Source organism: Phyllobacterium sp. UNC302MFCol5.2 (assembly GCF_000686005.1).
Taxonomy (GTDB): domain Bacteria; phylum Pseudomonadota; class Alphaproteobacteria; order Rhizobiales; family Rhizobiaceae; genus Phyllobacterium; species Phyllobacterium pellucidum.
Genome location: NZ_JMLL01000018.1, coordinates 20,364 through 46,438 on the forward strand (window position 1 = coordinate 20,364; position 26,075 = coordinate 46,438).

Consider the following 26,075-nt stretch of genomic DNA (forward strand, 5'->3'; position numbering starts at 1 on the left):
GCACGCGCTGCCGAAGCCGCCGCCGCATTGTTCAAAATGCCATGGCCGGTCGATGCGAGATTGCGAGGCGGCCGGCATCCGCAATTTTGGCAGGACAGGGCTGAGCTTCCACAGAATTGCGCACGCCTTCAGGCAGCGCCTCCCAGACGTGAACGAGTTCGCCGACTGATGTGAGCTTCATCTTGCGCATGACGTTGCAGCGGTGAAGTTTTACGGTGATTTCGCTGATGCCAAGGCAGAATGCGATCTGTTTGTTCAGACGGCCAATCGCGACCTCCTGCATCACCTGACGCTCGCGTGGTGTGAGCAGCGCAAATTTGCTCAGGTGGTCGGTAACGATCCGCGCCTGGGCGCGCTGCTTGGCATCGCGGTCAATTCCTGCGGCTATGGCATCGAGCAACGTCTGGTCGCGTACCGGTTTGGTGAGGAAATCTACCGCTCCGGCCTTCATCGCCTGAACGGACATCGGGATGTCGCCATGGGCGGTAAGAAAGATAATCGGCTTTTCATCGCCGCTTTCCAGGAGCCGATGCTGGAGATCGAGACCGCTCACGCCCGGCATGCGCACGTCGGCGACAATGCATCCCGGCCGATCAGAAAGCTCGGCTTCGAGGAACTCTTGCGTCGAACCGAAGCTGATGGTGTCGAGGCCCACCGACTGCATCAGTTCATCGAGTGCTTCACGGAGCTTCGCATCGTCATCGACGAAGATAACCAATGGAGGCTCCGCGCCGCCCCAATCGCTCACGGTCTGCGATCGATCGGGTACGGCATGCCCCAGGCTTACATTTGCATGATAGCTTATGCTCATTTTGGAGTCCCCTTTCCAGTCAGTGCATCGCCGATCGCTGCAAGCAACGCTTGCCCGTCGAAAGGCTTGCGGAAGAACCAGCCATGTTTGGGCTGCATTTGCTCTGCGAGTTCGTGCCTGCCCGTAATCAGGATCACAGGCAGATCGGGGTGTTTGTCTTTCATTAAGCGCTGCAGTTCGAAGCCATCCATACCGGGCATGCCGATATCGGTAATCAGGCAATCGATCTCATGCGCAGCGTTGCTCTCCAGCAGTTTCCTGGCGGACGAAAACGCCCGAACGGCATGTCCCGCGGATTCGAGGAGATCCTCGAGCGAGTCGAGCAGGCGCTGATCATCATCGACGATCGCAACTACAGACTTCTGGTTGTACATTCGCGCGAGCTTCCGGATCGTCTGGAATGAGTGACAGGGATGCGCAGCTTCTCGGCGATCCTCACCAGGTCGGCGAGCGATGCCGCTTCCATCTTGTGCATGATCTTGCTGCGGTGGATTTCGAGAGTAATCTCACTGATGCCGAGTTCCGCTGCCGCCTGCTTGTTGAGAAGGCCGCTGACAACGAGTGGCAATACTTCTCGCTCGCGCGGCGTAAGCGCCGACAGCCGGCGCATAAGCTCAGCCAGTTCGGCGCGTGTCGTACGTTGTTCACGGTCGCGCCGGATCGCCGCCCGCACTGCCGCGATCAGATCATCCTCCCCGACCGGCTTGGCAAGAAAGTCGACCGCCCCACCCTGAATGGCCCTTACCGATGACGGAATATCGCCATGGCCCGTGATAAACACGATCGGAGGATGCGCGTCACTCGATAGCTGCTTTTGAAATTCCAGGCCGTTGACGTCAGGGAGTTCGACATCGAGGATCAGGCACGCTGGAAGATCCGGCTTCGGACAGGCGAGATAATCGGCGGCGGCAGCAAAGGTCTCGGTTCGCCATCCGAGCGATTCCAGTAGTTCGCCGAGCGCCTCGCGTACGCGTGCGTCGTCATCGACCACGAAGACGATTTCATCGCGCGAGTTCATGGCGTCTCGCTCGCCGCCAACGGCAGCTTGAAGGCGACAGTCGCCCCGCGCATCTCGTTGTTGGCCATCCAGAGGCGGCCCCCGTGCGATTCGATGATAGAACGGCAGATTGCCAGCCCCATACCCATCCCATGCGGCTTGGTCGTAAAGAACGGCTCAAACACCCGCTCGGCGTCCTTGAAGCCCGTTCCGTCATCTCGAACCTCGATCCGAATGGCGTCAGGGCCATCGAAAGAGGAGAGGATCTGCAGAATATGCTGGCTGTCGGCCGCAGCTTCTATTGCTTCGACGCCGTTGCGGATCAAGTTTACGAGTACCTGCTGTATCTGGACGCGATCGAGCGCAACCGACGGAAGGTCGGGGGCAAGTTCCGTCCTGATGCGTACGTTCTTGGCCGCGGCCTCATCGACCATCAGTTGGCAGACTTCACTGGTCAACCGGTTGACATCTTCCGGCGACCTGGCATGCGGCGTTCGGCGGAAGAGCGCGCGCACACGGCTCACGACATCCGCGGCCGAATTCGCATCGCGGGTGATGCGCTCGGCCGTGATCTTGGCACGTTCGACGTTTGGAGGGGTCGCGGAAAGCCAACGATAACATGCATGGGAATTGGCGACGATGGCTGCCAGCGGCTGATTTACCTCGTGCGCGATAGACGCGGACAGTTCGGCCAGGCTCGCTGCCTGCGTCGCCTGGGCGAGTTTGTCGTATGCGCGTCGAAGCGCATCTTCCGCGTGCATTTGATCATCGATATCGTGACAGAGGCCGAACCACTGGACAATATTTCCGTCCTCATCGCGCAAAGGCTCAGCGCGACCGGACATCCAGCGATATACGCCATCCGACCGGCGCAGACGATACTTCATCGAGAAGCGCTCGCCGGTGCGCAAACAGCTCCCGAGAACGGCCTCCACCTCCCCGGCATCGTCGGGGTGGAAAATAGTATCGAACACCACCGCCAGTTGTTGCGTGTCCTCCAAGTCCATCCCGAGGAAGTCCGCCATGCGTTTGTTGACGAGGGTGGTCTCTCCCTGCGGGGTCAGCCGCCAGAGATTGCTCGGGACCATGTCGACGAGCAGCGACAGTTCCCGCTCCCGATCGTTCAGCGCCTCCTGGGCCGTCACCAGGTCGTCGATGTCATGGCAAAGACCGTACCATTGAACGATGCGTCCGGTGTGGTCGCGAAGCGGCTCGGCGCGGCTCGACATCCAACGATAGAGCCCGTCGGTTCGGCGAAGGCGATACTTCAAGGAAAAGGGGACGCCGGTTGCGAGACTGTGGCGGAGCGTTTCGCGAAACTCCACTGCGTCTTGTGGATGCAGCACCGTGCTTATGAGCACGTCCAGCCGGCTCATTCCAGGTTTGTCGGTATCTGGAACGTCCAGACCCAGGAAATCGGTCATGCGTTTATTGAAGAATGTCGGTTCACCCTCGGGTGTGAGGCGCCAGAGGTGACTGGGAACCATATCGACGAGCAAGGAAAGCTCGCTCTCCCGATCGCGCAGCGCCTCTTCGGCCTGCATTTGATTGGCAATTTCCATCTGCATAATCGGCTGCTCCTCCCCGACAAAGAAAACCATCGGGCCGCCTACGCTTCCTATACCATTGACTATCGATTTCAGAGCTGCCGACGTCATACGATAGTGTAATCTAGCACTACGCTTATCGCACCTCATGGAAATCCATGATTGCAGAAGGTTGTGGCGAACCAAACGTTTTCGTCCGATCCAAAAGTTTTACAACAAAATGCGGGGGTTCCTCCAGAGCAAGGAGGCGCCCGTCAATGAATATGGCCGAATAAACGGCGACAAGCCGCCAGCGATCTACTGCACGAGGCCGAGATAAGTGACTGATGACGCTGTTAACTTGCCTTGGCAGATCGATGGCTCATCCCACCAGGGCGCCTCGCTAAAATCGCGTGACTTTGTGTTGCGATATGCCAATATCAACTTCGCTGGCAAACTTCGCCGCAGCGTGACACCCGATTATGTTCCCTTTCAAAACGGAAAGCCTCACCATGAATCTGGTCCCAGACAATCGCGTTCAGCAGAACCAATATTCAATGCCAAAGTTCGTACTGACAGTCGTCCTCATCATGGGGTTGGCCGGCTGCACAACGACGGAAAAGGACCTCAGCGTCGGCACTGCGGCGGGCGCGATAATCGGTGGTATTGCTGACGGCGGCAAAGGTGCGCTGATTGGCGCGGGCGTTGGCGCGCTTGGCGGCCTTTTGGTCCGCAACCTGCGCAACGGGTATTGTCAGTACCGAGACCGGAACGGCCGCATTTATACGGCGCGCTGCCGTTAGAGGGGCGACCCTTTCTCGAGACACAGGCGATGGCGGCACGGAACCGGGTTCGTGCCGCAGTAGCCTGGTGCTTCTTACTCGTAGGGCCCGGGTTCGGGGCCGGAAAAGCCGCCGTTCCGGCTACGTCGTAACAAGGCCCCCGTCGACGGCAATGACCTGCCCCGTCATCCATGTGGCGCGCGGATCGGCAAGGTGCACGATCCACATGGCCACGTCGTCCGGCACCCCGCGCCGGCCGAGCGGGATTGCCTTGCGTTCCTGCTCAGTGACCGCAACGATTTCTTCAGGCGACAGGTTCATGCGATCACGCAGGAAATCGGATTCCACCGGCCCCGGAGCGATGGCATTGACGCGTATCCCCTGCGGGGCGAGTTCCAGTGCCCAGCAACGGGTGAGATGCTCGACCGCCGCCTTGCTCGATCCATAGATGGAAAGCGCCGCCGCTGCCTTGCTGCCGAATGTGCTCGACATGTTGATGATCGTGCCTTTGGTCTCCGCCAGGTGCGGGACTGCCGCCGCGGCAAGAAGCAGCGGTCCCGTCACATTGACGGCGAACACGCTGGAAATGGTGTCGGCATCGCTTTCGATCAGCGGCCTGATTGCACCAGCTCCGGCATTGTTGACGAGAACATCGAGGCGTCCCCAACGTCTGATGGCAGCATCGACCGTCTGATGTGCTGCTGCCGGATCGGCTGCATCCGCCACAAGGCCCTCTATGTTGGGATTAGCGGCAGTGATTTCCTGGAGAACGCCAGGGCGGCGTCCGGTAATGAGGACTTTAGCGCCCTGCGCCGCAAATTGCTTGGCTGCCGCCAAACCGATGCCGCTGCTGCCACCAGTTATGATGACAACCTTGTCGTGAAAACTTTCCATCTAACACCTTCGATTATTGGCGACCCATCATCGACTTTGATGTCGGCAGCGACGCCCGGTTGCTGCCGACGCATCGCTCAGCTTCTTATGAACGCAAGCAGATCGGGGTTGATGACGTCCGCATTGGTCGTGCACATGCCATGGGGAAAGTCCTCGTAGACCTTCAGTGTGCCATGCTTCAAAAGCTTCACGGTCAAGAGCGCCGAATCGGCAACCGGAACGATCTGGTCGTCGTCGCCATGCATCACCAGCGTCGGAACATCGATCGCCTTCAGGTCGCCGGTGAAGTCGGTTTCGGAGAAGGCTTTTATGCAGTCATATTGAGCCTTCGCTCCGCCCATCATTGCCTGCCGCCACCAGTTTGCGCGCACGGGTTCAGACAAAGTCGCCCCCTCGCGGTTGAAGCCATAGAACGGGATGGGAAAATTCCAATAGAAATCCGCACGGTTGGCAGCGAGTTGATGGCGCATTCCGTCGAAGACATCCAACGGGGTGCCGTTTGGGTTAGCTGCAGTTTTCACCAATATTGGTGGAACCGCGCCTATCAGGACGAGCTTTGCAACACGCCCCTTGCCATGACGCGCCACATAGTGGGCTGCCTCGCCGCCGCCGGTCGAATGGCCGACATGAATGGCATCGCGCAGATCAAGAGCCTTTGCGAGCTGAGCGAAATCATCGGCATAGGTATCCATGTCATTGCCGGTCGCCGTTTGGGTCGAACGCCCGTGGCCGCGACGATCATGGGCGATGACCCGATATCCCTTGTCCAGGAAGAAGAGCATCTGCGTATCCCAATCGTCGCTGGAGAGCGGCCAACCGTGATGGAAGACGATGGGCTGTCCCGTTCCCCAATCCTTGTAGAAGATTTCTGTCCCGTCCTTGGTTTTCAGCATTCCCATAGTGTAGTTCCTTTCTGTCTGGTTCGCGGTCATAGGTGAAACCCGCTTTGCGCTGAACGCCGTCGACGGCATGGCAGCAAAGACTGTCGCGCTCGCCGCAAGCAGCAGGACGTCGCGGCGGGATGCTTCGATCGGTTCAATCGGAGTGGGTTCTTTCATGGAGTTCTCCTCGATGGATTGGGCCGGACAGGTTGGATGCTCGCCTGCCAATTCGTCAGCTGCAGGAAGAAACCGGAAAAACTCCTGCATTCATCATCCCTGTCGCGTCCGGTTTACACGGCTCGCACTTGAAAAATTAGCGGCTGAGCCGAGCTCCTGCATCCCATCCATAGGTTTGGATGGCTCATACCGAGGGTGACATTGAGCAGTTTGAAATTGAGGGTCGCGGCGGTTCGGTTAGGCGCGATCGGCCTCGATCAGCAATCGTTTGCCGAAACGGGCGACCAGGGCCGCGCGGCTCCTGGCATTGCGGGATGGTTCACCTGAACGAAAGAATAGGATCGCTCCCCATCCGGTACGATAGCGAACGCGCCTGCGAGGGTCATGATGGGCGCGTAGATCATTTTTAAGGAGGACCCGAAATGTCGCCCCGATTCATGCCATTCAAAACTGCTCCCGAACTCATTGAAGCTCTTACCAAAGTGGAGAAGGTCCTCGCCACCGGCGGGCTCGAGCCCAGCCTGGGGGAACTCGTCAAGCTGCGCGCTTCCCAGATCAACGGCTGCGCCTACTGCATCTACATGCACGTGAGTGACGCCCGCGCGCGCGGCGAAACAGAGATGCGGTTGTTCATGCTCGATGCATGGCGCGAATCTTCGCTCTACACCGATCGCGAGCGCGCGGCCCTGGCGTGGACCGAGTCCCTGACCAGGGTTGCGAAGACCGGTGCCCCCGATGAGGATTATGCCCTTGTGAAAGACCAGTTCAATGAGGGCGAACTCACCTATCTCACGATAGCGATCGGCATGATCAACCTCTGGAATCGGCTGCAAGTTGGTGCCCGCGCCGCGCACCCCGTCCACGCTGCGACGGCGGCCTGACCATGCTTTGCAGATGCCACCCCGGACCACAGAGGGACAATCGATGAGCAATCCCGTCAAGGACAATGTTGCTGACAGTCGCTACGAGATACCGATTGCCGATGGAGCAATCGCCGCCGCCTACTACAGGATTGAGGATAACGCGGTGGTATTGATTCATACCGAAGTGCCATTCGAATATTCGGGCCAAGGCATTGCCTCGAAACTGGCCGCGGGCGTGTTCGAACTCATTCGTGCGAGCGGACGGAAAGTCGTGCTGAAGTGCCCTTTCATGGCAAGGTTTTCGGCCAATCATCCCGAATACCGTGATCTCGTTGCCGGCTGATTCCGACTGCTCCGTCACGACCTATAGTGCTGAAAAAGCCTTCGCTTCATCGCGAAGGCTTTTTCGTTGCGGTATCAGCCCAACACCGAAGCTAACGCTGGCGCGGGGTGGCTGCCTAAACTTCCGGATAGGTCGCCTAAACCCGGTGACTAGAGCGCTAGGCCCCGTGCACGATGGAATGATTTTCCCTCTCCAATCATTGTCGAAAGCGGTCAACCAATCCGAACACTCACTTTCGACAGGAGAATTGCCATGAAGATCGTTCTTATCGGCGGAACGGGACTAATCGGCTCCAAGACTGCGGCGCGCCTGCGCAGCAAGGGCCACGATGTCCTGGCCGCCTCGCCCAACACCGGCGTGAACACCATTACCGGCGAAGGGCTGGCGGAGGCCCTGGTCGGCGCTGAAGTGGTGCTCGATCTTGCAAACTCGCCCTCCTTCGAAGACAAGGCGGTCCTTGAATTTTTTCAGACGTCGGGGCGCAATCTGCTCGCAGCCGAAACCAAGGCCGGCGTAAAGCACCATATCGCCCTCTCGATCGTTGGAACGGAGCGATTGCCGGAGAACGGATACTTCAAGGCCAAGCTCGTTCAGGAGAAGCTCATCAAGGAATCTTCGATCCCTTACACGATCGTGCATTCCACGCAGTTCCTCGAGTTCCTGAAGGGCATCGCCGACACAGGAACGGTAGGTAAGGTTGCCCGGATTTCACCCGCCTATTTCCAGCCTATCGCAGCCGATGACGTTGCCGATGTGATGGCGGCCGTTGCGGTCGGAAAACCGATCAACGGCATGATCGAGATTGCGGGACCAGAGCGCGTCCGGATGAACGAACTCGTTGCCCGCTACCTCAAGGAAATCAACGATCCGCGGACAGTCGAGGCCGACACCCATGCGCTCTACTTCGGGTCCGAGCTGAATGACCAGTCGCTCGTACCCGGCGACGGCGCACGGATCGGCAAGATCGGCTTCCGGGATTGGCTGCGCCAATCGCAGCTGGCGCCAGCGAAGTAGCAATTGAGCAACGGGAAGGAATTTCCCGTGATTCCTTCCAATTCCACAAGCTGAAGGGAAACCAAAATGATCAGAACCATCTTGTTATCGGCGATCATCGTCGCCGGAAATGCAGCGGGCGCCTTGGCTCACGATGCCGGCAAGGAATCGAAAGTCACGCTTGTCTACGAACATGAGCTGCCCAATGTGCCGGGCAAGAGCATGAAGGGCGTACTCGTCGAATATGGTCCAGGCGGATCGTCCGCTGCACATACCCATCCCGATTCCGCTTTCATCTATGCAACGGTCCTTGAGGGAGCCGTCACGAGCAAGGTCAATGACGGCCCGGCAAAAACCTACAAGGCGGGCGAAAGCTTTTCGGAATATCCCGGCGACCGCCATGCCGTCAGCGAGAATGCCAGCACGACTGAACCGGCCAAGCTGCTTGCGGTATTCGTCGTCAATACCGACGAGAAGGATCTGGTGCTGCCCTACCATGAATAAACAGGTTGCCAAGGGTGAGGCATGAACATCGATCCAACCATTGCGGACATGATGTCCTCGCCAATCATCAACGCCGGCTGGGTCGCCCTGGCCGGTGTTGCTGCCACACGTGCGCTCGTGCGCCGTCATTCGATCTTGAAACTGATTGCGCAGATTGCGTTTTTCATAGCGCTGACAGGAATACTGCTCGCCAACGGCATCCTGCCCTATGACATCGATCCTGGCCGCGGCTCGGCGGTCGAGACGGTCGTTCTCGCACTCGTCAAAATCGTGTGGTGGATGAATGTCGCATGGGCGCTTGTTGCCTTTGTCAGGTTGTTTCTCGTGCTGGAACATACGCCGCGCGAGGCACGCCTCATCCAGGATATCGTTGTCGGGCTGATCTATCTCGGCACCGCTTTGTCGATCGTCGCATTTGTATTCGGTGTGCCCGTCGGCACCTTGCTTGCAACATCCGGTATCTTTGCGATCATTCTTGGCCTTGCCCTTCAGAACACTTTGAGCGATGCCTTCTCCGGAGTGGCGCTCAACCTCGGACGGCCGTTCGTCCTCGGCGACTGGATCAAGCTCAGCGACGGCACGGAGGGTCGCGTTGTCGAAAGCAATTGGCGCGCAACCCACCTCTTGACCTCCGGCAATAACATCGCGGTTCTGCCAAACGGCTTTCTCGCCAAGCTTGGGCTGACGAATGTCAGCCACCCGAACGAGACGCACGGCATTCCATTGTCGTTGAGAATAGCGCCGACCAAACCACCCGCCGCAGCCATCGAATGCATGGAGATGGTCCTCTTGAGCTGCAATTCGATCGTCAGGGACCCGCCTCCGCTGGTTGCCTTGCGGGGGCTCGATGCCGCGGCAATCGAGGTCGATCTGCTGTTTCGCGTATCGAGCCTGGCTTACAGTATCTCGGCCAAGAATGAATTGATTGACCTCGTCTATCGTCATACGCGATCGGCAGGACTGACCTTGGCGAGCCCCGCCTCTTCACCGAGTTTGGGAGGAGCAAGCTCCGCCATCCCTGACGCGCCAAACTCGCCCGCCAGGGAACTTCTCGAATCGGTACCATTCTTCGCAGCGCTTTCGGGCGAAGAGCGACAGGCCCTGGCCGATGCGGGTTCGAGCAGGATTTACCGAAAAGACGAGATCGTCGCACGCCAAGGGCAGACACTGGGTTCGTTAATGTTTGTCCAACGCGGAGTGCTTCTCCTCACCCGGCAGGGTCAGCACGGCGAAGACGAGATCATGCGCCTGGCTCCAGGCGACTTCTTTGGCGAGGATGCTCTACTTCCCGGAACCGCAGAACCCGGAACCATGACCGCAATTGCGTCAACAGTAATCTTTGAGTTGGACAAGAAGCATTTGGCCCCCCTCTTCGAAGAGCGGCCTGACATGGCCGGCGATCTTGCGGCGATACTGGCGCAACGATTTGAATTGGGCCTTCGCGACGCTCATTCGACGCGGAATCGAACGCACCGCCGCTCGGTGACCGAAATGCTGAAATCCATGGAAACTGCATTCCTGGCGACTAACGGCGGCCCCTAACGCAACTCTGAAAGGAAGCAACGATGAAAATCACGGTCATGGGAGCAAGCGGGCTCATAGGCACGCGTCTCGTCGAAAAACTTCGGCAAGCAGGCATGGAAGTGGTTGGCGCATCCCCTTCTCTCGGCGTCGACAGCGTGACGGAAGAAGGCCTGCGGGGAGCGATCGACGGCGCTGAGGTCCTCGTCGATGTCACCAACACCACCTCGTTCGGCGACGATTCGGCATTGGCCTTCTTCAAGGCATCTACCAGGAACCTCCTCGCCGCGGCGGCAGATGCAGGCGTCAGCCACTACCTCGCGCTCTCCGTGGTCGGTACGCCTCGCCTGGTGGAGAGTGACTATTTCCGCGCGAAAATGGTGCAGGAAAATCTTATCAGAGCCGCGCGCAGGCCCTATACCATCCTCCATTCCACACAGTTTTTCGAGTTCATCAACGGGGTGATCGAGATGAGCGCCAAGGGCGATGAGTTCCGGCTCCCCTCGGCCCTCATCCAACCGATCGCTGCCGATAATGTCGCCGCAATTCTGGCCGAACTGGCGATGGCAGCGCCGCGCAACGATACCGTGGAGATAGGCGGACCTGAACAGTTCGGTCTCGACGAAATTGCGCGTGTCCAGCTCGCCGCCGATGAAGACCGGCGCGAGGTCATCCGCGATGACAGAGCGCGCTACTATGGTGTCGAACTCAACGACGACACGCTTCTTCCGCTGAAGGGATCGCGCCTTGGCTCGCTGCGCTACGGCGACTGGCTATACCGCTCCATGGCGAATTGACGAGGCAATCCACTTCAGCCGCTCGAAGAAGCGCTGATGAGATCGGAGCCAATCGGCCTCGACCTATACAAAATACAACTGGAAATTTATAACACAACCTTGTATGGGTTGTGTTATGAAGAAGCCCAGGATTGAACAACCCTCGAAAACGGCAGACGGCGGTGCTGCCGGCCGAGTGAGTCTGTATGGGGCCGCGGTTGAGTATGGCATTCACTGCATGCTCTGGCTTATCGAGCCGCGTGCGAAGCCGGTCAGCAGCCGCGATCTTGCCGAGTTGCAGGGCGTGCCGTCCGCATTGATGTCGAGAATCATGCCCAAGCTTGAAAAGGCGGGGCTGGTCACATCGACCAGCGGCATCAGCGGCGGTTACCGGCTCGCCAAGGCGCCGCAGGACATCACGGTCCTCGAGGTTGTCGATGCGATCGATGGCGGCAAGGGCGTCTTTGACTGCAGGAATATCCGCAAGAACTGCGTTTTGTTCCGCGGCAATGCCCCCACCTGGATCACGAGTGGCGTTTGCGGGGTTCACGCCGTCATGCTGCGGGCCGAGAAAAGCATGCGCAATGAAATGAGCCGGACAAGCTTGCTGGACCTGGCAATGGGTTTCGGCGAGCTGGCCCCCGCTGATTTCGGACCAAATGTCGGTCAGTGGCTGGATGACCGCGCATCCAATCGCGAAATTGCCCGCATTTCGGCGGTCAGGGACAGTTCACGAAAGCGACGGCGCAGTACCAACGAGTGATCGTTGACGAACAACAGTTTGACTCCTTGCAACGCACTGGATGGACAAGATGAATCTTTCGACGGGGACCTTAGTGACTGCCAAACCAACTTATCCCGATCAAAATCCGATCGTCCTTGTTGTCGACGATGACGAATCGCTCCGGCTTTCGATTTGCGATCTTCTGGAATCTGTCGGTATCGAAGCCGCCGGTTTCGCCTCGACGCAGGCGCTGATGGACGCAGACCTCCTCGACCGGCCGGGCTGCATGATACTCGATGTCCGCATGCCTGGCGTCAGCGGGCTGGATTTTCAATCGCGCCTTGCCGCAAGTGGCATTTCAGCATCCATTATTTTCCTCACCGGCTACGGCGACATACCGATGACGGTGCAGGCGATGAAGGCGGGGGCGATCGAGTTCCTCACCAAGCCCGTGCGCGAACAGACGTTGCTCGACGCGGTGAACAAAGCCATCGAAATCGACAAGGAAAGACGCGCCGCGCAACTCACCAAAGACGCCAATATCGCGCTCTACGCGACGCTCACGCCGCGCGAACGGCAAGTCATGGAAGCTGTGGTGCGGGGAGCCTTGAGCAAGCAGATCGCCTTTGAGCTGAACATATCGGAAATTACCGTCAAGCTCCACCGAAGCAGCGTGATGCGCAAGATGAAAACCTCGTTCGTCACCCAACTGGTGCACGCCTGGCAGTCCATACCATCGGACATACGCAATGACTATGCGGCCTAGTCTTTGGTATGGCTGTGATGAGACCGGGACTCAGCAGATACTAAAATCGAGTTGTCACAGTAGGTTGCGCGAAAGTATTCATTTTGGCCCCAGTACCAGTTATTGCAGTCGTCGACGACGACGCAAGCGTCCGCGAGGCCTTGGCGGAATTACTCGAGGTGTTCGACTTCAAGTGCCGGGCGTTCGAAAGCCCCGAAACATTCCTGGCAGCGCATGCCCCGGGGCGGTTCGACTGCCTGATCACAGACCTTCACATGAAAGCTATAAGCGGGCTTCAATTGCAGCAGAAGCTTGCCGAGGTCGATCCCGGCTTACCCATCGTCTTCATTTCGGCACACTCGGACCCCGCAGCAAGGTCGAGGGCGCTTCACTGTGGGGCAATCGCCTTTCTGAACAAGCCGATCGACGACAATGTGCTCTATCGGCACATCATATCCGCCCTCAATCGTGGTTCGAAGGAGTAAGATCGATCACGAACGACACCGCCAGCCGGTGAATTGAAACGCAATCGACCATCGCGTCAGAAAACGGAGGTCGCAGATGGAACTCGCAGATTACGCGACCGACAGTGCAATTCGCTACGATCTCGAAGGCACAATTCATTACTGCAACCCCGCGACGACAACCCATTATGGATGGGTTGTCGCGACCATGATCGGCCGGCATTTCCAGGATCTCATGCCGGAGCCTGACCAGGGCACCGTGCTTTGGAATCATCTGTTGAAGAACGGGCATTGGGACGGCGCGTTGCAGCGGCTCTCGCATTCTGGCGCGGTAGTCGAGGCCAATATCCGGTTGGCACTTCGCAAAGACGGTTTGGGCAATCCACTGGATGTTGTCGAATTTTCCACGGTGCAAGCCAATGCCGCCGTCTCGCTGCCTCATAGCACGGCGTTGGGGACGGCAGCCTGCTGGCAATTCAACCTGAGACGTGCCCTGCCCCTGTTTGCCCCCGTCAATGCACCGGCGAACCGGGATCCGAGCGCCGATGAATGGTGTCCAGATCGATTGGATACGCTCCTCACCGCCATCCAGATAACGGATGTCAATGACGAAGCCATACGCCTGTTCGGGTTGCCGGAAGATCGTGACCGGGTGATCGACCGACCTGTTGCCAGCCTATGGCCCGAGCAAAGCCGCGCAGCACTTGGAGATTTGCTCACCGCCCTGGTTGCAAAGACCGACGCGGAGCCGGAGATACGGGAAATTCCCGTCGTTGGCCGATTGCAGCAAGTCGTTCTGACGGGTTGGCGAGCGACTGACCCGCGGTGCCCCGATACAGTCTTCGTCCGCGTCAAAGCCGTATTGAACGCGCCAAACGCGCTGATCGAACTGGAAGCGAGCCAGAGTCGATATCGCAACCTGATCTCCTATCTGCCCATCCCGGTCTGGCAGATCGACGCCCGCGCCGCAGGGCGTATTTTCGACCGCCTGAGGGAGGGCGGCCTCGACGACATGGCTGCCTATTCAGAGGAACACCCCGATCTCGTCGATCTTACCTGCGAACTTGTGCAGGTATTCGACGTCAATGATGATGCCATGTCTCTCTTCGGGAGCAAGGAACGTTCGGACTTTACCGGTCCGGTCGGCTATCTGTTTGCGGGCACGCCCGGCGCCGCGCGGCGCGTTATGCTGGCGCATTTTTCCGGCGCGCGGAACCACGTCGAAGAACTCAAGGTGAAGACGTTCGATGGCCGAGTGATTGACGTGCTGCTGTTGGTGACCTTCCCGGTTCCCGGCGAACGGCTCGATACAACGATCATCATCATGATAGACAACACGGCGCGCCTTGAGGCGGAAGCAAAGCTGCGCAGGATCGAGGCGGATTTTTCGCACGCATCGCGGCTTTCGACCTTGGGCGAAATGACCACGTCGATCGCGCACGAGATAAAGCAGCCGCTCGCGGCAATCCTGATGAATGCCCAGACGAGCCTGCGATATCTGAGGAAAGCCGAGCCCAATCTCGAGAAGGCAGATCAACTGACGTCTCGCGTGGTCGACAGCGCCCAGCGCGCCAGCGATATTATCGGTCGGATCCAGGACATGGCGCGCAAGCGCGCCCCGTCCTACGCCTTGCTTGGTTTGAACGACGTCGTGCGCCAATGCCTGATCTTTCTTCGCCACGAAAGCGAAGATAAGGATGTGGTGATCAAATCCAGTCTTGAGCCGAACCTGCCGTTGATCGATGGCGATCGAATTCAACTGCAGCAGATCATCGTCAATCTGATCGTCAACAGCATCCAGGCCATGAAGTCGGCACCGAAAACCCGACGCGAGATTTACCTCGAGACCAGCCTGGACGACAACGATCAGGTTGTTTTCTCGATCCGGGATACGGGCACGGGCATCGCCGTCAATCACATGGAACGGATATTCGACAGTTTCTTCACGACAAAGGAGGGCGGCCTCGGCATAGGACTTGCCATATGCCAGTCGATCGTCAAGGCCCACGGCGGAACGATCGAGGCTTTCAATCATCCGGACGGCGGAGCTGTATTTCGCTTCGCTATCCCGGCGAAAGGCGCTTTCAAAGCATCCGGCAATCCGGCTTCTTCCGAGCAAGCGGCATCAGAAAATCGCCCCTATTGATCGGGCAGTACGGCGCCCTCTCAAGAGAGCCCGATGAAGGAGCACGGTCTCGGTCACTGTTACCGTAACGTACTTCAACTGGCATCGATAACTTGGCAATGACCTTCCGAAGCTAATGCCGCCCCACGCGGCGTCGTTGGAAAGGCCGATCCATGTTCAGATTTTGCCACGCACCGCTAGCCGCGCTGCTCATCGCCGCCGCCTCGCCTGCCCTGGCGCAGCAACAGCCGCCAAAGTTTGTCGCCAAAGTTCCGGCGGATATCCAAACCCCAAACGCGGTGCAGACGCGCATTGGCGAACTGAAGTTCTCCGACGGGCTTCCCAGCGACGAAACCGTACGGAAGGTCTATGACAACATCGATTTCTCGCGCGGTGTCGAGGCTTTCCTCTCAGGCGTGCCGGCCGCGTCGGTGCACGCGGCGTGCAACGGGCTGAAGAGCATCGGCGTCAACCCAAACGAGGCGGTATCGATCAGCGAAGACCTTCTTGATGCGCGCTCCCTGTTCCTGACAGCCAATTCGACCACGGTATATGTGTTCTTCTGCATCGACCTGAAGGACGGTCCCGTCGTCGTCCAAGTACCGCCGGGTGTTCTTGGACCTGTGGACGACGCCTATTTTCGCTATGTCACAGATGTCGGCCTGATCGGCCCGGATAAGGGCAAGGGCGGCAAGTATCTGTTCGTCGGTCCGAACCAGGAAGGACAATTGCCGGATCAAGGCTATTTCGTCACCAGGACGCCGACCTTTACCAATCTCATCTTCTACCGGGCATTCGTAAAGGACGGCGACATCGCCGGAGCGGTAAAAAGCGTCAAGGCACATGCCCGGGTCTATCCGCTGGCGACGGCCGAAAATCCGCCGGAAACCATATTCGTCAACAGTTCCGGCAAGCAGTTCAACACGATCCACTCCAACGATTTCGAGTTCTATGAAGAAATCAATGAGGTTATCCAGGCCGAGCCGGGCGATGCGTTCGATCCGGAGATTGTCGGTCTGTTCGCTTCCATTGGCATAAAGAAGGGCAAGCCATTCGCGCCTGATGCACGGATGAAAGCCATTCTCACCGACGCTATTGCGGTGGGCAACGCGACGGCGCGGGCGATGGTGTTTGCTCCACGCGACGAGCGCGCCAAATTCTATCCCGACCGCCAGTGGAACAACGGGTTCATCGGCAACAGCTACCAGTTCCTGAACGATGGAGAACGCATGCTCGATCCGCGTACCATGTTTCATTACATGGCGACCGGAATAACGCCGGCCATGGCCGCCGCGAAGCCCGGCACCGGATCAGCCTACGCCTTTGCCGTTCGCGACGCGGCGGGGACATTTCTTGATGGCGGAAAGACCTACAAGATCACGCTCCCCGCGCCGATACCCGCCGGCCAGTTCTGGTCGTTCACAGCCTACGACAATCAGACGCGCTCCATGCTCGAAACAGACCAGAAATTGGCAGGTATCGACAGCAATAATCCCGACATCACGAAGAACGAAGATGGATCAGTGACAGTCTGGTTTGCGCCGAGCGCGCCCGCCGGGCACGAAAGCAACTGGGTGCAGACCGTACCCGGCAAGGGCTGGAGTTCCATCCTGCGCCTGTACGCACCGCTTGAACCGTGGTTCGACAAGAGCTGGAAGCCCGGCGATTTCGAATTGGTGAACTGATCTGTCGAGGGCGCAGGCAGGTTTCGCCCGTCAGGCCGGGACTGCCTCGTCGGCCCACACCTTGAATTGCGTCAGGACATTGGGACCGAAGACGTTCGTGAGCGGGACGTCCGCAGCATCGCGCCCATGTGCCACCTTGATGCGACCAATGCGCGGCGCGTTGTTTCGCGGATCGAACGCATGCCACTCTCCGCCGAGGAACACCTCCATCCACGCACAGAAATCCATCTCCGAATGCGGCGGCGGAACCCCGATATCGGTTATATATCCGGTGCAATAACGTGTCGGTATGTTGAGACAGCGGCAAAATGCGACCGCTAGGTGCGTAAAGTCCCGGCAGACGCCAATGCCCTCGCCAAAAGCACCGCTCGCCGTTCGGGTCGGATTGGAATAGGCGTAACCGAATTTTATATGCTGGTGCACGTAATCGCACACGGCCTGAACGCGCGGCCAGCCGAGCGGGAATTGTTCGAACAGCCGCCAGGCCTGATCGCTCAACAAGTCCGTCTCGCAATAGCGGCTGCCCATCAGGTAAACCAGCACCTCATCGGGAAGATCCTGAACCAGATGCTGCACGGCACCGAGGTGGACCGGATCGGGGGAGCCGCTGTCGTTGACAACAGCATTCGTGCTTAAACTGAATTGGCCCGCTGGCGCCAGGATACGATTGCACCAGTTTCCAAATTGATCGTGGTAGCCATGGGCATGGATCAGTGGTGCTGTCTTGAACGTCTCTATGCCGATGAGATCGTCAACGCGCGAGTGATGAACATTCAGTATGGCGATAATCGGTGTTTCCTGCGGAAACTCGAAGGTCAGCTTGCATCCGACTTCAATCTTCATTCGTGGCGCTCCGGGGCTAAAATCGAAAACAATAAAAGCAGACGACCGATGTATCGCAGTGGCGCCTGTGCCTGATCTTTAATTACGTTGGAAGAACGTCCACTCCGGCAAGCAACAGACGGAGTGGCTCAGTGCATCCTACATGGTTTTTTGCCAATGACGCCTAAAAATTGCGCACGATGACAATTTGCCCATCTTGAAGCTTTGACCTTTCAAATCCCGATGGCGCGCGAGCCCACCTTCTCCTCATAAAACCCTGAAATTGCGATGAGTTCCCGGCCACAATGCAAGTCGCACACGGTACTCGAGCACAGCTACTGCAGCAATTCCTTGACTAGGGCGCTTGCCTTGCTGAAGTCCATCTGGCCGGCATATTTCTCCTTGAGCGCGTTCATCACCTTGCCCATATCGCGCAGGCCGCTTGCTTCGGTTTGCGTGATGACCTGCGATGTAGCGGCGCGTATTTCGGCCTCGCTCATCTGCTTTGGCATGAAGTCGCGGATAATCTCGATTTCGCCGAGCTCCTGCTCGGCAAGCTCCTGGCGGCCGCCATCTTCGTACAGCTTCGCCGATTCCTCGCGCTGCTTGATCATCTTGGCGAGGATTGTGCTGATTTCCTCGTTCGTCACCGGCTCCTTGCCCGTTCCCCGGTTGAGAATGTCGCGATCCTTGATTGCCGCCATGATCAGGCGCAACGTCGGGACCCGGCGCTTGTCCTGTGCCTTGACGGCGGCGGTGAGTGCTTGTGCGATCGTATCGCGCATATTCGTCGTCTCCTGTTTGCGAGCAACCTAGACGCGGAGCCAGCCTGAAACAATTGGCGTTAGTCCAGACGCCTGGAGAATTCATCAGGAGTCTTCGCGTTCCAATTGACCGCGGGCGCGGCTTTGTCTATGGAGTGGGCCTTAGCCAGACTATTATTGTTGTTGCTGCGGTGGAGAGCTTTCCGGCCACCGCGTTCAGTCACGTCATATGGACGCATGGACGGCATTCTTCAATGCCCCGCAACGACAAGGACAACAACGACGTAAGCCTACGCCAGGAGTGCCGCATGAACCCCTCGACAACGACAGACGCTGCAGCCCAGACGAGCCCGAAGACAGCCGGCTGGACGCAAGCAAAGCCGACGGCAGTTCTCGTCCTTGCCGATGGCACGGTCATCGAAGGCAAGGGCCTCGGCGCCACCGGCAGTTGCGAGGCGGAGGTCTGTTTCAATACCGCACTTACCGGTTATGAAGAGATTCTAACCGACCCTTCCTATGCGGGACAGATCGTAACCTTCACCTTTCCGCATATCGGCAATGTCGGCACCAACAAGGAAGACATCGAGGATTTGACGCCCGCCAACCGGGCTGGCGCTGTCGGCGCGATCTTCAAGGCGGACATCACCGCCCCGTCGAGCTATCGTGCCGCCGACAACCTTGATCATTGGCTGAAAGCGCGCGGCATCATCGCGCTTGCCGGCGTCGATACCCGCGCGCTTACCGTTCTCATCCGCGAAAAAGGGATGCCGAACGCCGTGATCGCCCACGATCCGGACGGCAAGTTCGACATCCCGGCGCTGAAAGCACGCGCCGCTGCATGGCATGGCCTTCTCGACCTCGATCTCGCCAAGGACGTCACGTCCGGCCAGAGTTCGGTCTGGACCGAGAAGCCATGGGTCTGGAATGAAGGCTTCGCCGAACAGTCGGCGCCGGAATTCCACGTGGTTGCCATCGACTATGGCATCAAGCGCAATATCCTTCGGCTCATTGCCGGGCTTGGCGCGAAGGTCACCATACTTCCGGCAACGGCCACGGCGGACGACGTTCTCGCCCACCAGCCTGACGGCATTTTCCTTTCGAACGGCCCGGGCGATCCGGCCGCAACCGGAAAATATGCGGTCCCCGCGATCAAGCAACTGATCGAGACCGAAATTCCGATGTTCGGCATTTGCCTCGGCCACCAGATGCTGGCGCTCGCGCTGGGTGGCGACACGCAAAAGATGCACCAGGGCCACCACGGCGCCAACCATCCGGTACGCGACGATACCACCGGCAAGGTCGAGATCGTCTCGATGAACCATGGCTTTGCGGTCGACACCAAATCGCTGCCCGCTGGCGTCGAAGAGACCCATGTCTCACTGTTCGACGGCAGCAATTGCGGCTTGCGCGTCACCGGCCGCCCGATCTTCTCGGTCCAGCATCACCCGGAGGCCTCGCCCGGTCCGCAGGACTCGCACTATCTCTTCCGCCGCTTCTTCAATCTCATTCGCGCGCGCAAGGGTCTGGAACCGCTGCCGGAGCGGGACCAGGCGGCCTGATCAGGGCACGTCCCGTCCCGTAGCAGCTTTCAGGATTTCGAACCATTGCTGGCGGTCGAGTTCGATGTCGAGCGCCCGAGTCATTGCTGCGAGACGATCGAGGTTTAAGCTGCCAAGCACTGGGATAAGCCTCGCCGGATGGCATAGCAGCCAGGCGATCGCGATGGCGGAGATGTCCTCCACGCCAATTTTCGCTCCCACTTCGCCCAAAACATCACGAACGTAGATTTCCCGCTGCCCATCGCTGCTGAAGAGCTTGCCGCCGCCAAGTGGGGACCAGATCATCGGCGCGTAGCGCAAGCGTTGCGCATGGTCGAGGCTGCCGTCAAATAACGGCGATGTTTGAAGCACCGACAGTTCGATCTGGTTCGTCACCAGTGGAAACGACAAACGCGAAGCCAACAGGTCGAATTGCGATGGCGAGAAATTCGAGACGCCGACAGCGCGAACCTTCCCTGCTTTTACGACGCTTTCCAGACCTGAGGCCGTCTCGTCCGCATTCATGAGAGGGTCGGGACGATGGATCAGCAAAATATCGAGATAGTCGGTGTGGAGATTGGTGAGCGAGCGTTCGACAGAGGCCCTGATATGCGCGGCGCTCGTATCGTAGTGTTTGAGACGATTGTCCGGGCGGGCATTTGATTTCAGCATGATATCGCATTTGCTGATCAACTCTATCGTGTCCCGCGGACCGCCCCAATCTTTAAGCCCCTCTCCGAAAGCTTGCTCGACTCCGTAGTTGCCGTAGATGTCCGCATGGTCAAAGCTCGTTATTCCAAGGTCGATTGAACCCTGAATGAGCCGCGCAACGTCGGAGGCACTTGGTTTCGAAGTTCCGTCCAAGAGCCGCCATCCACCGAGGACAATCCTTGACAGGCTGAGCCCTGCTCCATTCAGCGTAACGCGCAATCCTTGGGACATTCTCTCACCTCACTTTCCAACGGCGCCCATTTTCTAGAGCAAATGTGAAATGGTGAAAATGGCTGAAGGTAAGTTCGCTTGCGCATGAAACTACCGAGTTCTCTCTTGACATGAGAGGGGATGACTGTACCAATCACTCAAGAATTTACCTTTCGGTACACAAAGGAACCTAACATGTCAGAGCAACGTCCGCCGCTGCCGCCATTCACGCGCGAAACAGCGATCTTAAAGGTTCGTGCCGCTGAAGACGGCTGGAATAGCCGCGATCCGCAGCGGGTCTCCCTCGCATATACGCCCGACAGCTCGTGGCGCAATCGCTCCACCTTCATCAGCGGACGCGACGAGATCGTTGCCTTTCTCACCGCAAAGTGGGTGCGCGAGCTCGATTATCGCCTGATCAAGGAGCTTTGGGCGTTTACAGACAACCGGATCGCCGTTCGCTTCGCCTATGAATATCACGACGATTCGGGCAACTGGTTCCGTGCCTATGGCAACGAGAATTGGGAGTTCGACCAGAACGGGCTAATGCGCGAACGCTACGCATCAATCAATGACCTGCCGATTAAGGAATCGGAAAGGAAGTTTTTCTGGGAGCGCTCGAAGCCTCGTCCGGCGGACCATCCCGGGCTAACCGATCTCGGTCTGTAGGCTATGGCCAAAACCGTTGCCGAACGCTCCGACATCGTTCCAGTTCTTGCCGAAATCTTCCGTGAATATGGCTTCGAGGGTGCAAGCCTTGCCATCATCGGTGAACGCACCGGCCTCGGCAAGGGCAGCCTCTACCACTTCTTTCCTGGTGGCAAAGAGGAAATGGCAACGGCGGTGCTTGCCGAAATTGATGCCTGGTTCGAAGCGAATATCTATCGGGTCTTGCGGGAAGGCGCTGATCCCCGCGCAGCCATTGAAGCAATGTGCCGCGGCGTGAACGGATATTTTCACTCGGGACGGCGCGTGTGCCTTGTCGGCGCATTTGCTCTCGACAACGTCCGCGATCGGTTCGGCAATCGGATCAGCGCCTACTTTTCCGATTGGCAGGCGTCACTGGCCGCGGCCCTCGTCAAAAGTGGTTGCAGTGCGGTCGACGCGGAAGATCTTGCCGAAGAGACCCTAGCCGGCATCCAGGGCGCGCTGGTATTGGCCCGGGCCCGTGGGGATGCTTCGGTCTTCGAGCGCGCCATGATCCGGATCGAACGAAGGCTCCTCGCCTGAGCTACTGCACTTCGTTGGGCGCAAGCGCGCCCGGTGCAAGCGCGCCATCTTTTGCGGGTGAAGGCTTTTCGACGCGCAGGATAAAGACGATGACGGCAACAAGCACGAACAGACCGCCAATCACGTAGGCGGCGCCGGCAAATTTCACCGGCGCGTCCGCCGCGGTGAAAACCGCGAAAATCTGCGTGAAGATCAGCGGCCCGATAATATTGGTTATGCTGAAAAGGCTCGTCATCGCGCCCTGCAACTCGCCCTGTTCGGAGGCCGGCACCTTGGCCGATGCGATGCTGCGCATGGCCGGGTCGGCCAGACCTTCTAGGCACGTCGCGATGATCACCGCATAGACCATCCAGCCCTGCCAGGCGCTCGCATAGCCGAAGAAGCCGAGCATGGCGAAGGTCAGGCCGATGACCGCGGTTCGCCATTCGCCGAACTTCGTGACGACGCGCGGCAATACCAGCCCCATAACGAGGGCGCTGCAGAGGCCATAGACGCCGAGCGAAAGGCCGATATCGCTTTCGCTCCAGCCATAGCGAAAACTTCCGACATAGGCCCATACCGACGGGTATGCCATATGCCCGAGCGTAAGCATGAAAAAGGCAAGTCCGATAGCGAGGATGCCCTTGTGCTGGCGCATCTGTCTCAGCGCGCCAATCGGATTGGCGCGCTTCCACTCGAATGCCCGGCGGTTCTTGATCGCGAGTGTTTCGGGCAACATGAACCAGGCGACGACGAAATTGACGAATGAGATTGCGGCGGCGCCAAAGAAAGGAACCCGCGGGCCGAATTCACCGAGAAAGCCGCCTATGATCGGGCCGAGGATGAAACCAATGCCGAAGGCGATGCCGAGCAGGCCGAAATTTCGGGCGCGGTTCTCGTCGGTGCTGACATCGGCGATGTAGGCTGAGGCCGTCGCGTAACTGCCGCCGCTTATCCCCGCGAGAATTCGTCCGAGCAACAAAATCGCGAAGTTAGGTGCAAGCGCGCAGATCAGATTGTCGAGTGAGAAGGTGATGATGGATATCAACAGGATTGGCCTGCGGCCGAACCGGTCGCTCAGATTTCCAATAAGCGGCGCAAATGCAAACTGCATGCCCGCGTAAACGAAGAGCAGCCAGCCGCCGTAGATTGCCGCCTGTCCGACGTTCGTGCCCGTGAGTTCTTCCAGATATTCGGGGAGAACGGGAATGATGATCCCAATGCCGATGATGTCGAGCAGGAGGATCGTAAAAACGAGAATGAGGCCGCGTTTGGCAAGGACCGGATCGATCATCGGAAAACTCACAGACAGCCCTCATATGCGCAGCGGAGGCGCAAAGGGCGCATTTTCAGTCGTCAGGCGCGAAACAATTCGTGAACATGAACAGGAAATGGCGCAAAATGCCATCGATTTCTGGCTGAAAGCGGGCTTGCTCCTGACAACTGCTGCCAAATGCTAGCGCACGTAGCGCGTCGGCACAGCAGTTGTAGTCTTCAGGATCTCCATCGAAACCGACGCTGAAATATCGAAGAACTCGACCCTTTCGACCAGCGTCCGATAAATGCCGTCATAGGCCTCGACCCGGGGCAGAACGAGTTTCAGGATATAGTCGATCGTACCGGTCATGCGATGCACCTCGACGATCTCCGGAATGTCGTTGATCGCCTTGCGGAATTGTTCGAGCCATTCGGCCGAATGGCGTGCAGTGCGGACGATGACGAACATCGTCGTCGGCAATCCCATCAGCGGACGATCAAGGAGGACCACGCGTCGCGCGATAAATCCCTCCTCTTCGAGGCGCTGGATGCGGCGCGAGCATGCCGATACCGAAAGGTTCACCCGTTCGGCGAGTTCAGATACGCCGAGGGACGCGTCATTCTGCAGCAAATCAAGGATTTTCCGATCGCGATCGTCGAACATTGATCAAACCGAGCCTAATTATCGCATGTTAGATGCATACTACGCTGACTTTTTGCAAAGCCGCAACCAAAAGGCGCCAAGTTTGCGAAGCTTTTGCGCGTGTTCCCGCCTATCCTTTCCCCAGGTCACACAGCAAGGGGTTAGTATGCGCACTATTGGATTGATTGGCGGAATGAGCTGGGAAAGCACCGCTGTTTATTATCGCCAGATCAATGAGATGATCCGTGAGCGACTTGGCGGGCTGGTCTCGGCAAAGATTGCCATGCAGTCGCTCGACTTCTCCGAAGTCGTTGCCTTGCAGAAAGCCAATCGCTGGGGCGATGCCGCTGTGCTCCTCTCCGGTGCGGCCCAGCACCTCGAAGCTGCCGGCGCTGATTGTGTGCTCATCTGCACCAATACCATGCACCTCGTCGCCGAACCCGTCGCAGCCTCTATTCGCGTGCCGCTTATCGATATCCGCACCGAAACCGCGAAAGCGCTGGCTGCCGCAGGCAAAAGCCGGCCGCTGCTGCTGGCTACCCGCTATACGATGGAACACGGCTTCTATGCCGAATTCATGCGCGATTACTTTGCTATCGAGGTCATGGTGCCGAACGAGATCGATCGCGCAAAGGTTCATTCTGTGATCTTCGATGAACTGTGCTGCGGCATCGTCAAGGATGATTCCCGTCATGCGCTCGAAAAGATCGTGCAGCGCGGCAAGGAAGCCGGCGCCGATTGCGTCATCCTTGGCTGCACTGAAATCTGCCTTTCACTGACCGATGACAATCTGGCCCTGCCGGTATTCGACTCGACAACGATCCACTCTAGAGCGGCCGTCGCCCATGCGCTCGGCCTTGACCGGATCAGCGATCAAGAAGCCATCTAGCGGAGTGCCTCCCGCTACGGGAGGCAACCGGCGGCATCAGATCTTGCTGTTGAACGTATCGCAGCTATCGAGCTTGCCGCTGTCGAATCCGCGCTTGAACCAGGTCGCGCGTTGCTGCGAGGTGCCATGGTTGAAGCTCTCCGGTACGACATAACCCTGCATTTTGCGTTGCAGCGTATCGTCGCCGATCTTCTGTGCGGCATTCAATGCTTCTTCCAGATCGCCCGTTTCGAGAATGCCCTTCTGCTCGGTGAAGTGACCCCAGATGCCGGCAAAACAGTCGGCCTGGAGCTCGACGCGAACAGACATGGCATTGGCATCTGTCTCGCTCATGTTCTGCCGCATCTGGTTGAACTTGGGCAGCACGCCGATCAGGTTCTGCACATGGTGGCCGACTTCGTGGGCAAGCACGTAGGCCTGGGCGAAGTCGCCCGATGCGCCGAACTTCTTGTCCAGTTCGTCATAGAAACTCAGATCGATGTAGAGCTTGCGATCACCGGGGCAATAGAACGGGCCGGACGCCGCACTGGCGAAACCGCAAGCGGACCGCACCTGCCCGTTGAAGAGCACCATGGTGGGCGCCGGATAAGTCTGGCCCTCTGCCTGGAAGATGCCGCTCCAGACGTCCTCGGTCTCGGCAAGGATCGTCCGGACGAACTGGGTCATCTCGTCATTGCTCTTGACGGACGTGTCGCCGCCCGAGGGCGACTGGGTCTGGCTCGGCGAAAGCGTACCGCCATCTTCGCCAGAACCGACGAGGATCTGCATGGGATCGATATTGGTGCAGAACTTCAGGAACAGGAAAATCGCCGCGAGAATGACGATGCCTGAAAAGCCGCCGCCGCGCGCCGTGCTGAAACCGCCGCCTGTCGGCAACCGAAACCCGCCGCGCCCGATGCCTCCGGGAAAGCCGCCGTCGCCCTCGCCGCGTTGATCCTCAACATTGTCACTTTGCCTGCGGCCTTGCCAACGCATGTCCATCTCCCCAAAGCCAGCCGACGAACCGGCCGATATGCTGCACTATCAACAGTATAGTGCGATATTTGTTTCACGCATGCGGCTATTTTTCAACGCAGAGGCGCCGACGACACATAATCAACTTTCATGACCGATCGATGCAGCGGCAAGGCCGAGCCGCAAACATGCCCCAAACTGCGGCGAAAAAGCACGAAATGCCGCGTTTTTGGGGTTACGTAATGCGATTCCTTTGCCTATAAGGCA

Annotated in this window: 28 protein-coding genes; 16 read left to right on the top strand and 12 right to left on the bottom strand. The window is 58.4% G+C overall.

The window, feature by feature from the left end:
- Positions 1–31: 31 nt before the first annotated feature.
- From BR48_RS25290 to BR48_RS25295, 4 genes are read right to left on the bottom strand one after another with little or no spacing between them, the layout of a single operon-like run.
- Positions 32–811, bottom strand: coding sequence for a response regulator transcription factor (locus tag BR48_RS25290; protein WP_081815994.1), 780 nt, complete (start codon positions 809–811; stop codon positions 32–34).
- Positions 808–1,185 carry a response regulator gene (locus BR48_RS0122380; RefSeq protein ID WP_027233350.1) on the bottom strand — a complete coding sequence of 126 codons (378 nt, stop codon included), beginning with the start codon at positions 1,183–1,185 and terminating at the stop codon, positions 808–810. Before BR48_RS0122380 ends, BR48_RS25290 begins: the two co-directional genes overlap by 4 nt.
- Positions 1,164–1,829 (bottom strand): response regulator, encoded by a 666-nt coding sequence (locus BR48_RS0122385; RefSeq protein ID WP_027233351.1) that lies wholly within the window; start codon positions 1,827–1,829, stop codon positions 1,164–1,166. The genes BR48_RS0122380 and BR48_RS0122385 overlap by 22 nt, the downstream gene beginning before the upstream one ends.
- A complete protein-coding gene (locus BR48_RS25295) occupies positions 1,826–3,409 on the bottom strand; it encodes a PAS domain-containing protein (RefSeq protein WP_051615409.1) in 1,584 nt (527 codons plus the stop codon). The genes BR48_RS0122385 and BR48_RS25295 overlap by 4 nt, the downstream gene beginning before the upstream one ends.
- Positions 3,410–3,891: 482 nt before the next feature.
- On the opposite strand from BR48_RS25295, the gene BR48_RS0122395 reads away from it, so the two are divergent.
- A complete protein-coding gene (locus tag BR48_RS0122395) occupies positions 3,892–4,137 on the top strand; it encodes a YMGG-like glycine zipper-containing protein (protein ID WP_027233352.1) in 246 nt (81 codons plus the stop codon).
- A 120-nt stretch (positions 4,138–4,257) separates the two neighbouring features.
- Here the strand turns inward: BR48_RS0122395 and BR48_RS0122400 are convergent, their stop codons facing one another.
- On the bottom strand, positions 4,258–5,010 hold the full coding sequence (locus BR48_RS0122400) for an SDR family oxidoreductase (protein ID WP_027233353.1): 753 nt from the start codon (positions 5,008–5,010) through the stop codon (positions 4,258–4,260).
- 77 nt (positions 5,011–5,087) lie between these two features.
- Entirely contained in the window at positions 5,088–5,909 is an 822-nt protein-coding gene (locus BR48_RS0122405) for an alpha/beta hydrolase (RefSeq protein ID WP_027233354.1), read from the bottom strand.
- A gap of 581 nt (positions 5,910–6,490) precedes the next feature.
- Between BR48_RS0122405 and BR48_RS0122410 the strand changes: the two genes are divergently transcribed.
- The 11 genes from BR48_RS0122410 to BR48_RS0122460 all read left to right on the top strand — a co-directional run bounded on the left by BR48_RS0122410 (position 6,491) and on the right by BR48_RS0122460 (position 16,811).
- A complete protein-coding gene (locus BR48_RS0122410) occupies positions 6,491–6,949 on the top strand; it encodes a carboxymuconolactone decarboxylase family protein (RefSeq protein ID WP_027233355.1) in 459 nt (152 codons plus the stop codon).
- Positions 6,950–6,992: 43 nt separating this feature from the next.
- Positions 6,993–7,274 carry a GNAT family N-acetyltransferase gene (locus BR48_RS0122415; protein WP_027233356.1) on the top strand — a complete coding sequence of 94 codons (282 nt, stop codon included), beginning with the start codon at positions 6,993–6,995 and terminating at the stop codon, positions 7,272–7,274.
- Between the two features lie 252 nt (positions 7,275–7,526).
- A complete protein-coding gene (locus BR48_RS0122420; RefSeq protein WP_027233357.1) occupies positions 7,527–8,288 on the top strand; it encodes an SDR family oxidoreductase in 762 nt (253 codons plus the stop codon).
- A gap of 66 nt (positions 8,289–8,354) precedes the next feature.
- A complete protein-coding gene (locus BR48_RS0122425; protein ID WP_027233358.1) occupies positions 8,355–8,771 on the top strand; it encodes a cupin domain-containing protein in 417 nt (138 codons plus the stop codon).
- Positions 8,772–8,792: 21 nt separating this feature from the next.
- The gene (locus tag BR48_RS0122430; protein ID WP_027233359.1) at positions 8,793–10,313 is read left to right on the top strand and encodes a cyclic nucleotide-binding domain-containing protein; all 1,521 of its coding nucleotides are present in this window, start codon (positions 8,793–8,795) and stop codon (positions 10,311–10,313) included.
- Positions 10,314–10,336: 23 nt separating this feature from the next.
- A complete protein-coding gene (locus BR48_RS0122435; RefSeq protein ID WP_027233360.1) occupies positions 10,337–11,089 on the top strand; it encodes an SDR family oxidoreductase in 753 nt (250 codons plus the stop codon).
- Positions 11,090–11,264: 175 nt separating this feature from the next.
- Positions 11,265–11,831, top strand: coding sequence for an Rrf2 family transcriptional regulator (locus BR48_RS0122440; RefSeq protein ID WP_027233361.1), 567 nt, complete (start codon positions 11,265–11,267; stop codon positions 11,829–11,831).
- A gap of 73 nt (positions 11,832–11,904) precedes the next feature.
- Positions 11,905–12,558 carry a response regulator transcription factor gene (locus BR48_RS0122445; protein WP_228017919.1) on the top strand — a complete coding sequence of 218 codons (654 nt, stop codon included), beginning with the start codon at positions 11,905–11,907 and terminating at the stop codon, positions 12,556–12,558.
- A gap of 83 nt (positions 12,559–12,641) precedes the next feature.
- The gene (locus BR48_RS0122450; RefSeq protein WP_027233363.1) at positions 12,642–13,022 is read left to right on the top strand and encodes a response regulator; all 381 of its coding nucleotides are present in this window, start codon (positions 12,642–12,644) and stop codon (positions 13,020–13,022) included.
- A 76-nt stretch (positions 13,023–13,098) separates the two neighbouring features.
- Complete coding sequence (locus BR48_RS25300) at positions 13,099–15,147, top strand: ATP-binding protein (RefSeq protein ID WP_051615413.1); 2,049 nt, start codon at positions 13,099–13,101, stop codon at positions 15,145–15,147.
- 152 nt (positions 15,148–15,299) lie between these two features.
- Positions 15,300–16,811 carry a DUF1254 domain-containing protein gene (locus BR48_RS0122460; protein ID WP_027233364.1) on the top strand — a complete coding sequence of 504 codons (1,512 nt, stop codon included), beginning with the start codon at positions 15,300–15,302 and terminating at the stop codon, positions 16,809–16,811.
- A 30-nt stretch (positions 16,812–16,841) separates the two neighbouring features.
- Here BR48_RS0122460 and BR48_RS0122465 read toward each other — a convergent pair whose 3' ends face one another.
- The gene (locus tag BR48_RS0122465) at positions 16,842–17,654 is read right to left on the bottom strand and encodes a transglutaminase family protein (protein ID WP_027233365.1); all 813 of its coding nucleotides are present in this window, start codon (positions 17,652–17,654) and stop codon (positions 16,842–16,844) included.
- Positions 17,655–17,968: 314 nt separating this feature from the next.
- Positions 17,969–18,418 (bottom strand): GatB/YqeY domain-containing protein, encoded by a 450-nt coding sequence (locus BR48_RS0122470; protein WP_027233366.1) that lies wholly within the window; start codon positions 18,416–18,418, stop codon positions 17,969–17,971.
- Positions 18,419–18,705: 287 nt separating this feature from the next.
- On the opposite strand from BR48_RS0122470, the gene carA reads away from it, so the two are divergent.
- Complete coding sequence (carA, locus tag BR48_RS0122475; protein WP_027233367.1) at positions 18,706–19,956, top strand: glutamine-hydrolyzing carbamoyl-phosphate synthase small subunit; 1,251 nt, start codon at positions 18,706–18,708, stop codon at positions 19,954–19,956.
- Here the strand turns inward: carA and BR48_RS0122480 are convergent, their stop codons facing one another.
- On the bottom strand, positions 19,957–20,877 hold the full coding sequence (locus BR48_RS0122480; protein WP_027233368.1) for an aldo/keto reductase: 921 nt from the start codon (positions 20,875–20,877) through the stop codon (positions 19,957–19,959). It abuts the gene before it with no gap.
- Between the two features lie 174 nt (positions 20,878–21,051).
- Here BR48_RS0122480 and BR48_RS0122485 point away from each other — a divergent pair, with 174 nt between their 5' ends.
- A complete protein-coding gene (locus BR48_RS0122485; RefSeq protein ID WP_027233369.1) occupies positions 21,052–21,525 on the top strand; it encodes a nuclear transport factor 2 family protein in 474 nt (157 codons plus the stop codon).
- Between the two features lie 3 nt (positions 21,526–21,528).
- Entirely contained in the window at positions 21,529–22,086 is a 558-nt protein-coding gene (locus tag BR48_RS0122490) for a TetR/AcrR family transcriptional regulator (RefSeq protein ID WP_027233370.1), read from the top strand.
- A 1-nt stretch (position 22,087) separates the two neighbouring features.
- Here BR48_RS0122490 and BR48_RS0122495 read toward each other — a convergent pair whose 3' ends face one another.
- Together BR48_RS0122495 and BR48_RS0122505 are read right to left on the bottom strand one after the other, a co-directional pair.
- Positions 22,088–23,359, bottom strand: a complete 1,272-nt coding sequence (locus BR48_RS0122495; protein ID WP_027233371.1) for a tetracycline resistance MFS efflux pump — start codon at positions 23,357–23,359, stop codon at positions 22,088–22,090.
- 162 nt (positions 23,360–23,521) lie between these two features.
- Positions 23,522–23,986, bottom strand: coding sequence for an Lrp/AsnC family transcriptional regulator (locus BR48_RS0122505; protein ID WP_027233372.1), 465 nt, complete (start codon positions 23,984–23,986; stop codon positions 23,522–23,524).
- 145 nt (positions 23,987–24,131) lie between these two features.
- Between BR48_RS0122505 and BR48_RS0122510 the strand changes: the two genes are divergently transcribed.
- On the top strand, positions 24,132–24,854 hold the full coding sequence (locus BR48_RS0122510) for an aspartate/glutamate racemase family protein (RefSeq protein ID WP_027233373.1): 723 nt from the start codon (positions 24,132–24,134) through the stop codon (positions 24,852–24,854).
- A 36-nt stretch (positions 24,855–24,890) separates the two neighbouring features.
- On the opposite strand, the gene BR48_RS0122515 is transcribed toward BR48_RS0122510, so the two are convergent.
- Positions 24,891–25,829 carry a neutral zinc metallopeptidase gene (locus BR48_RS0122515; protein ID WP_027233374.1) on the bottom strand — a complete coding sequence of 313 codons (939 nt, stop codon included), beginning with the start codon at positions 25,827–25,829 and terminating at the stop codon, positions 24,891–24,893.
- Between the last annotated feature and the right edge of the window lie 246 nt (positions 25,830–26,075).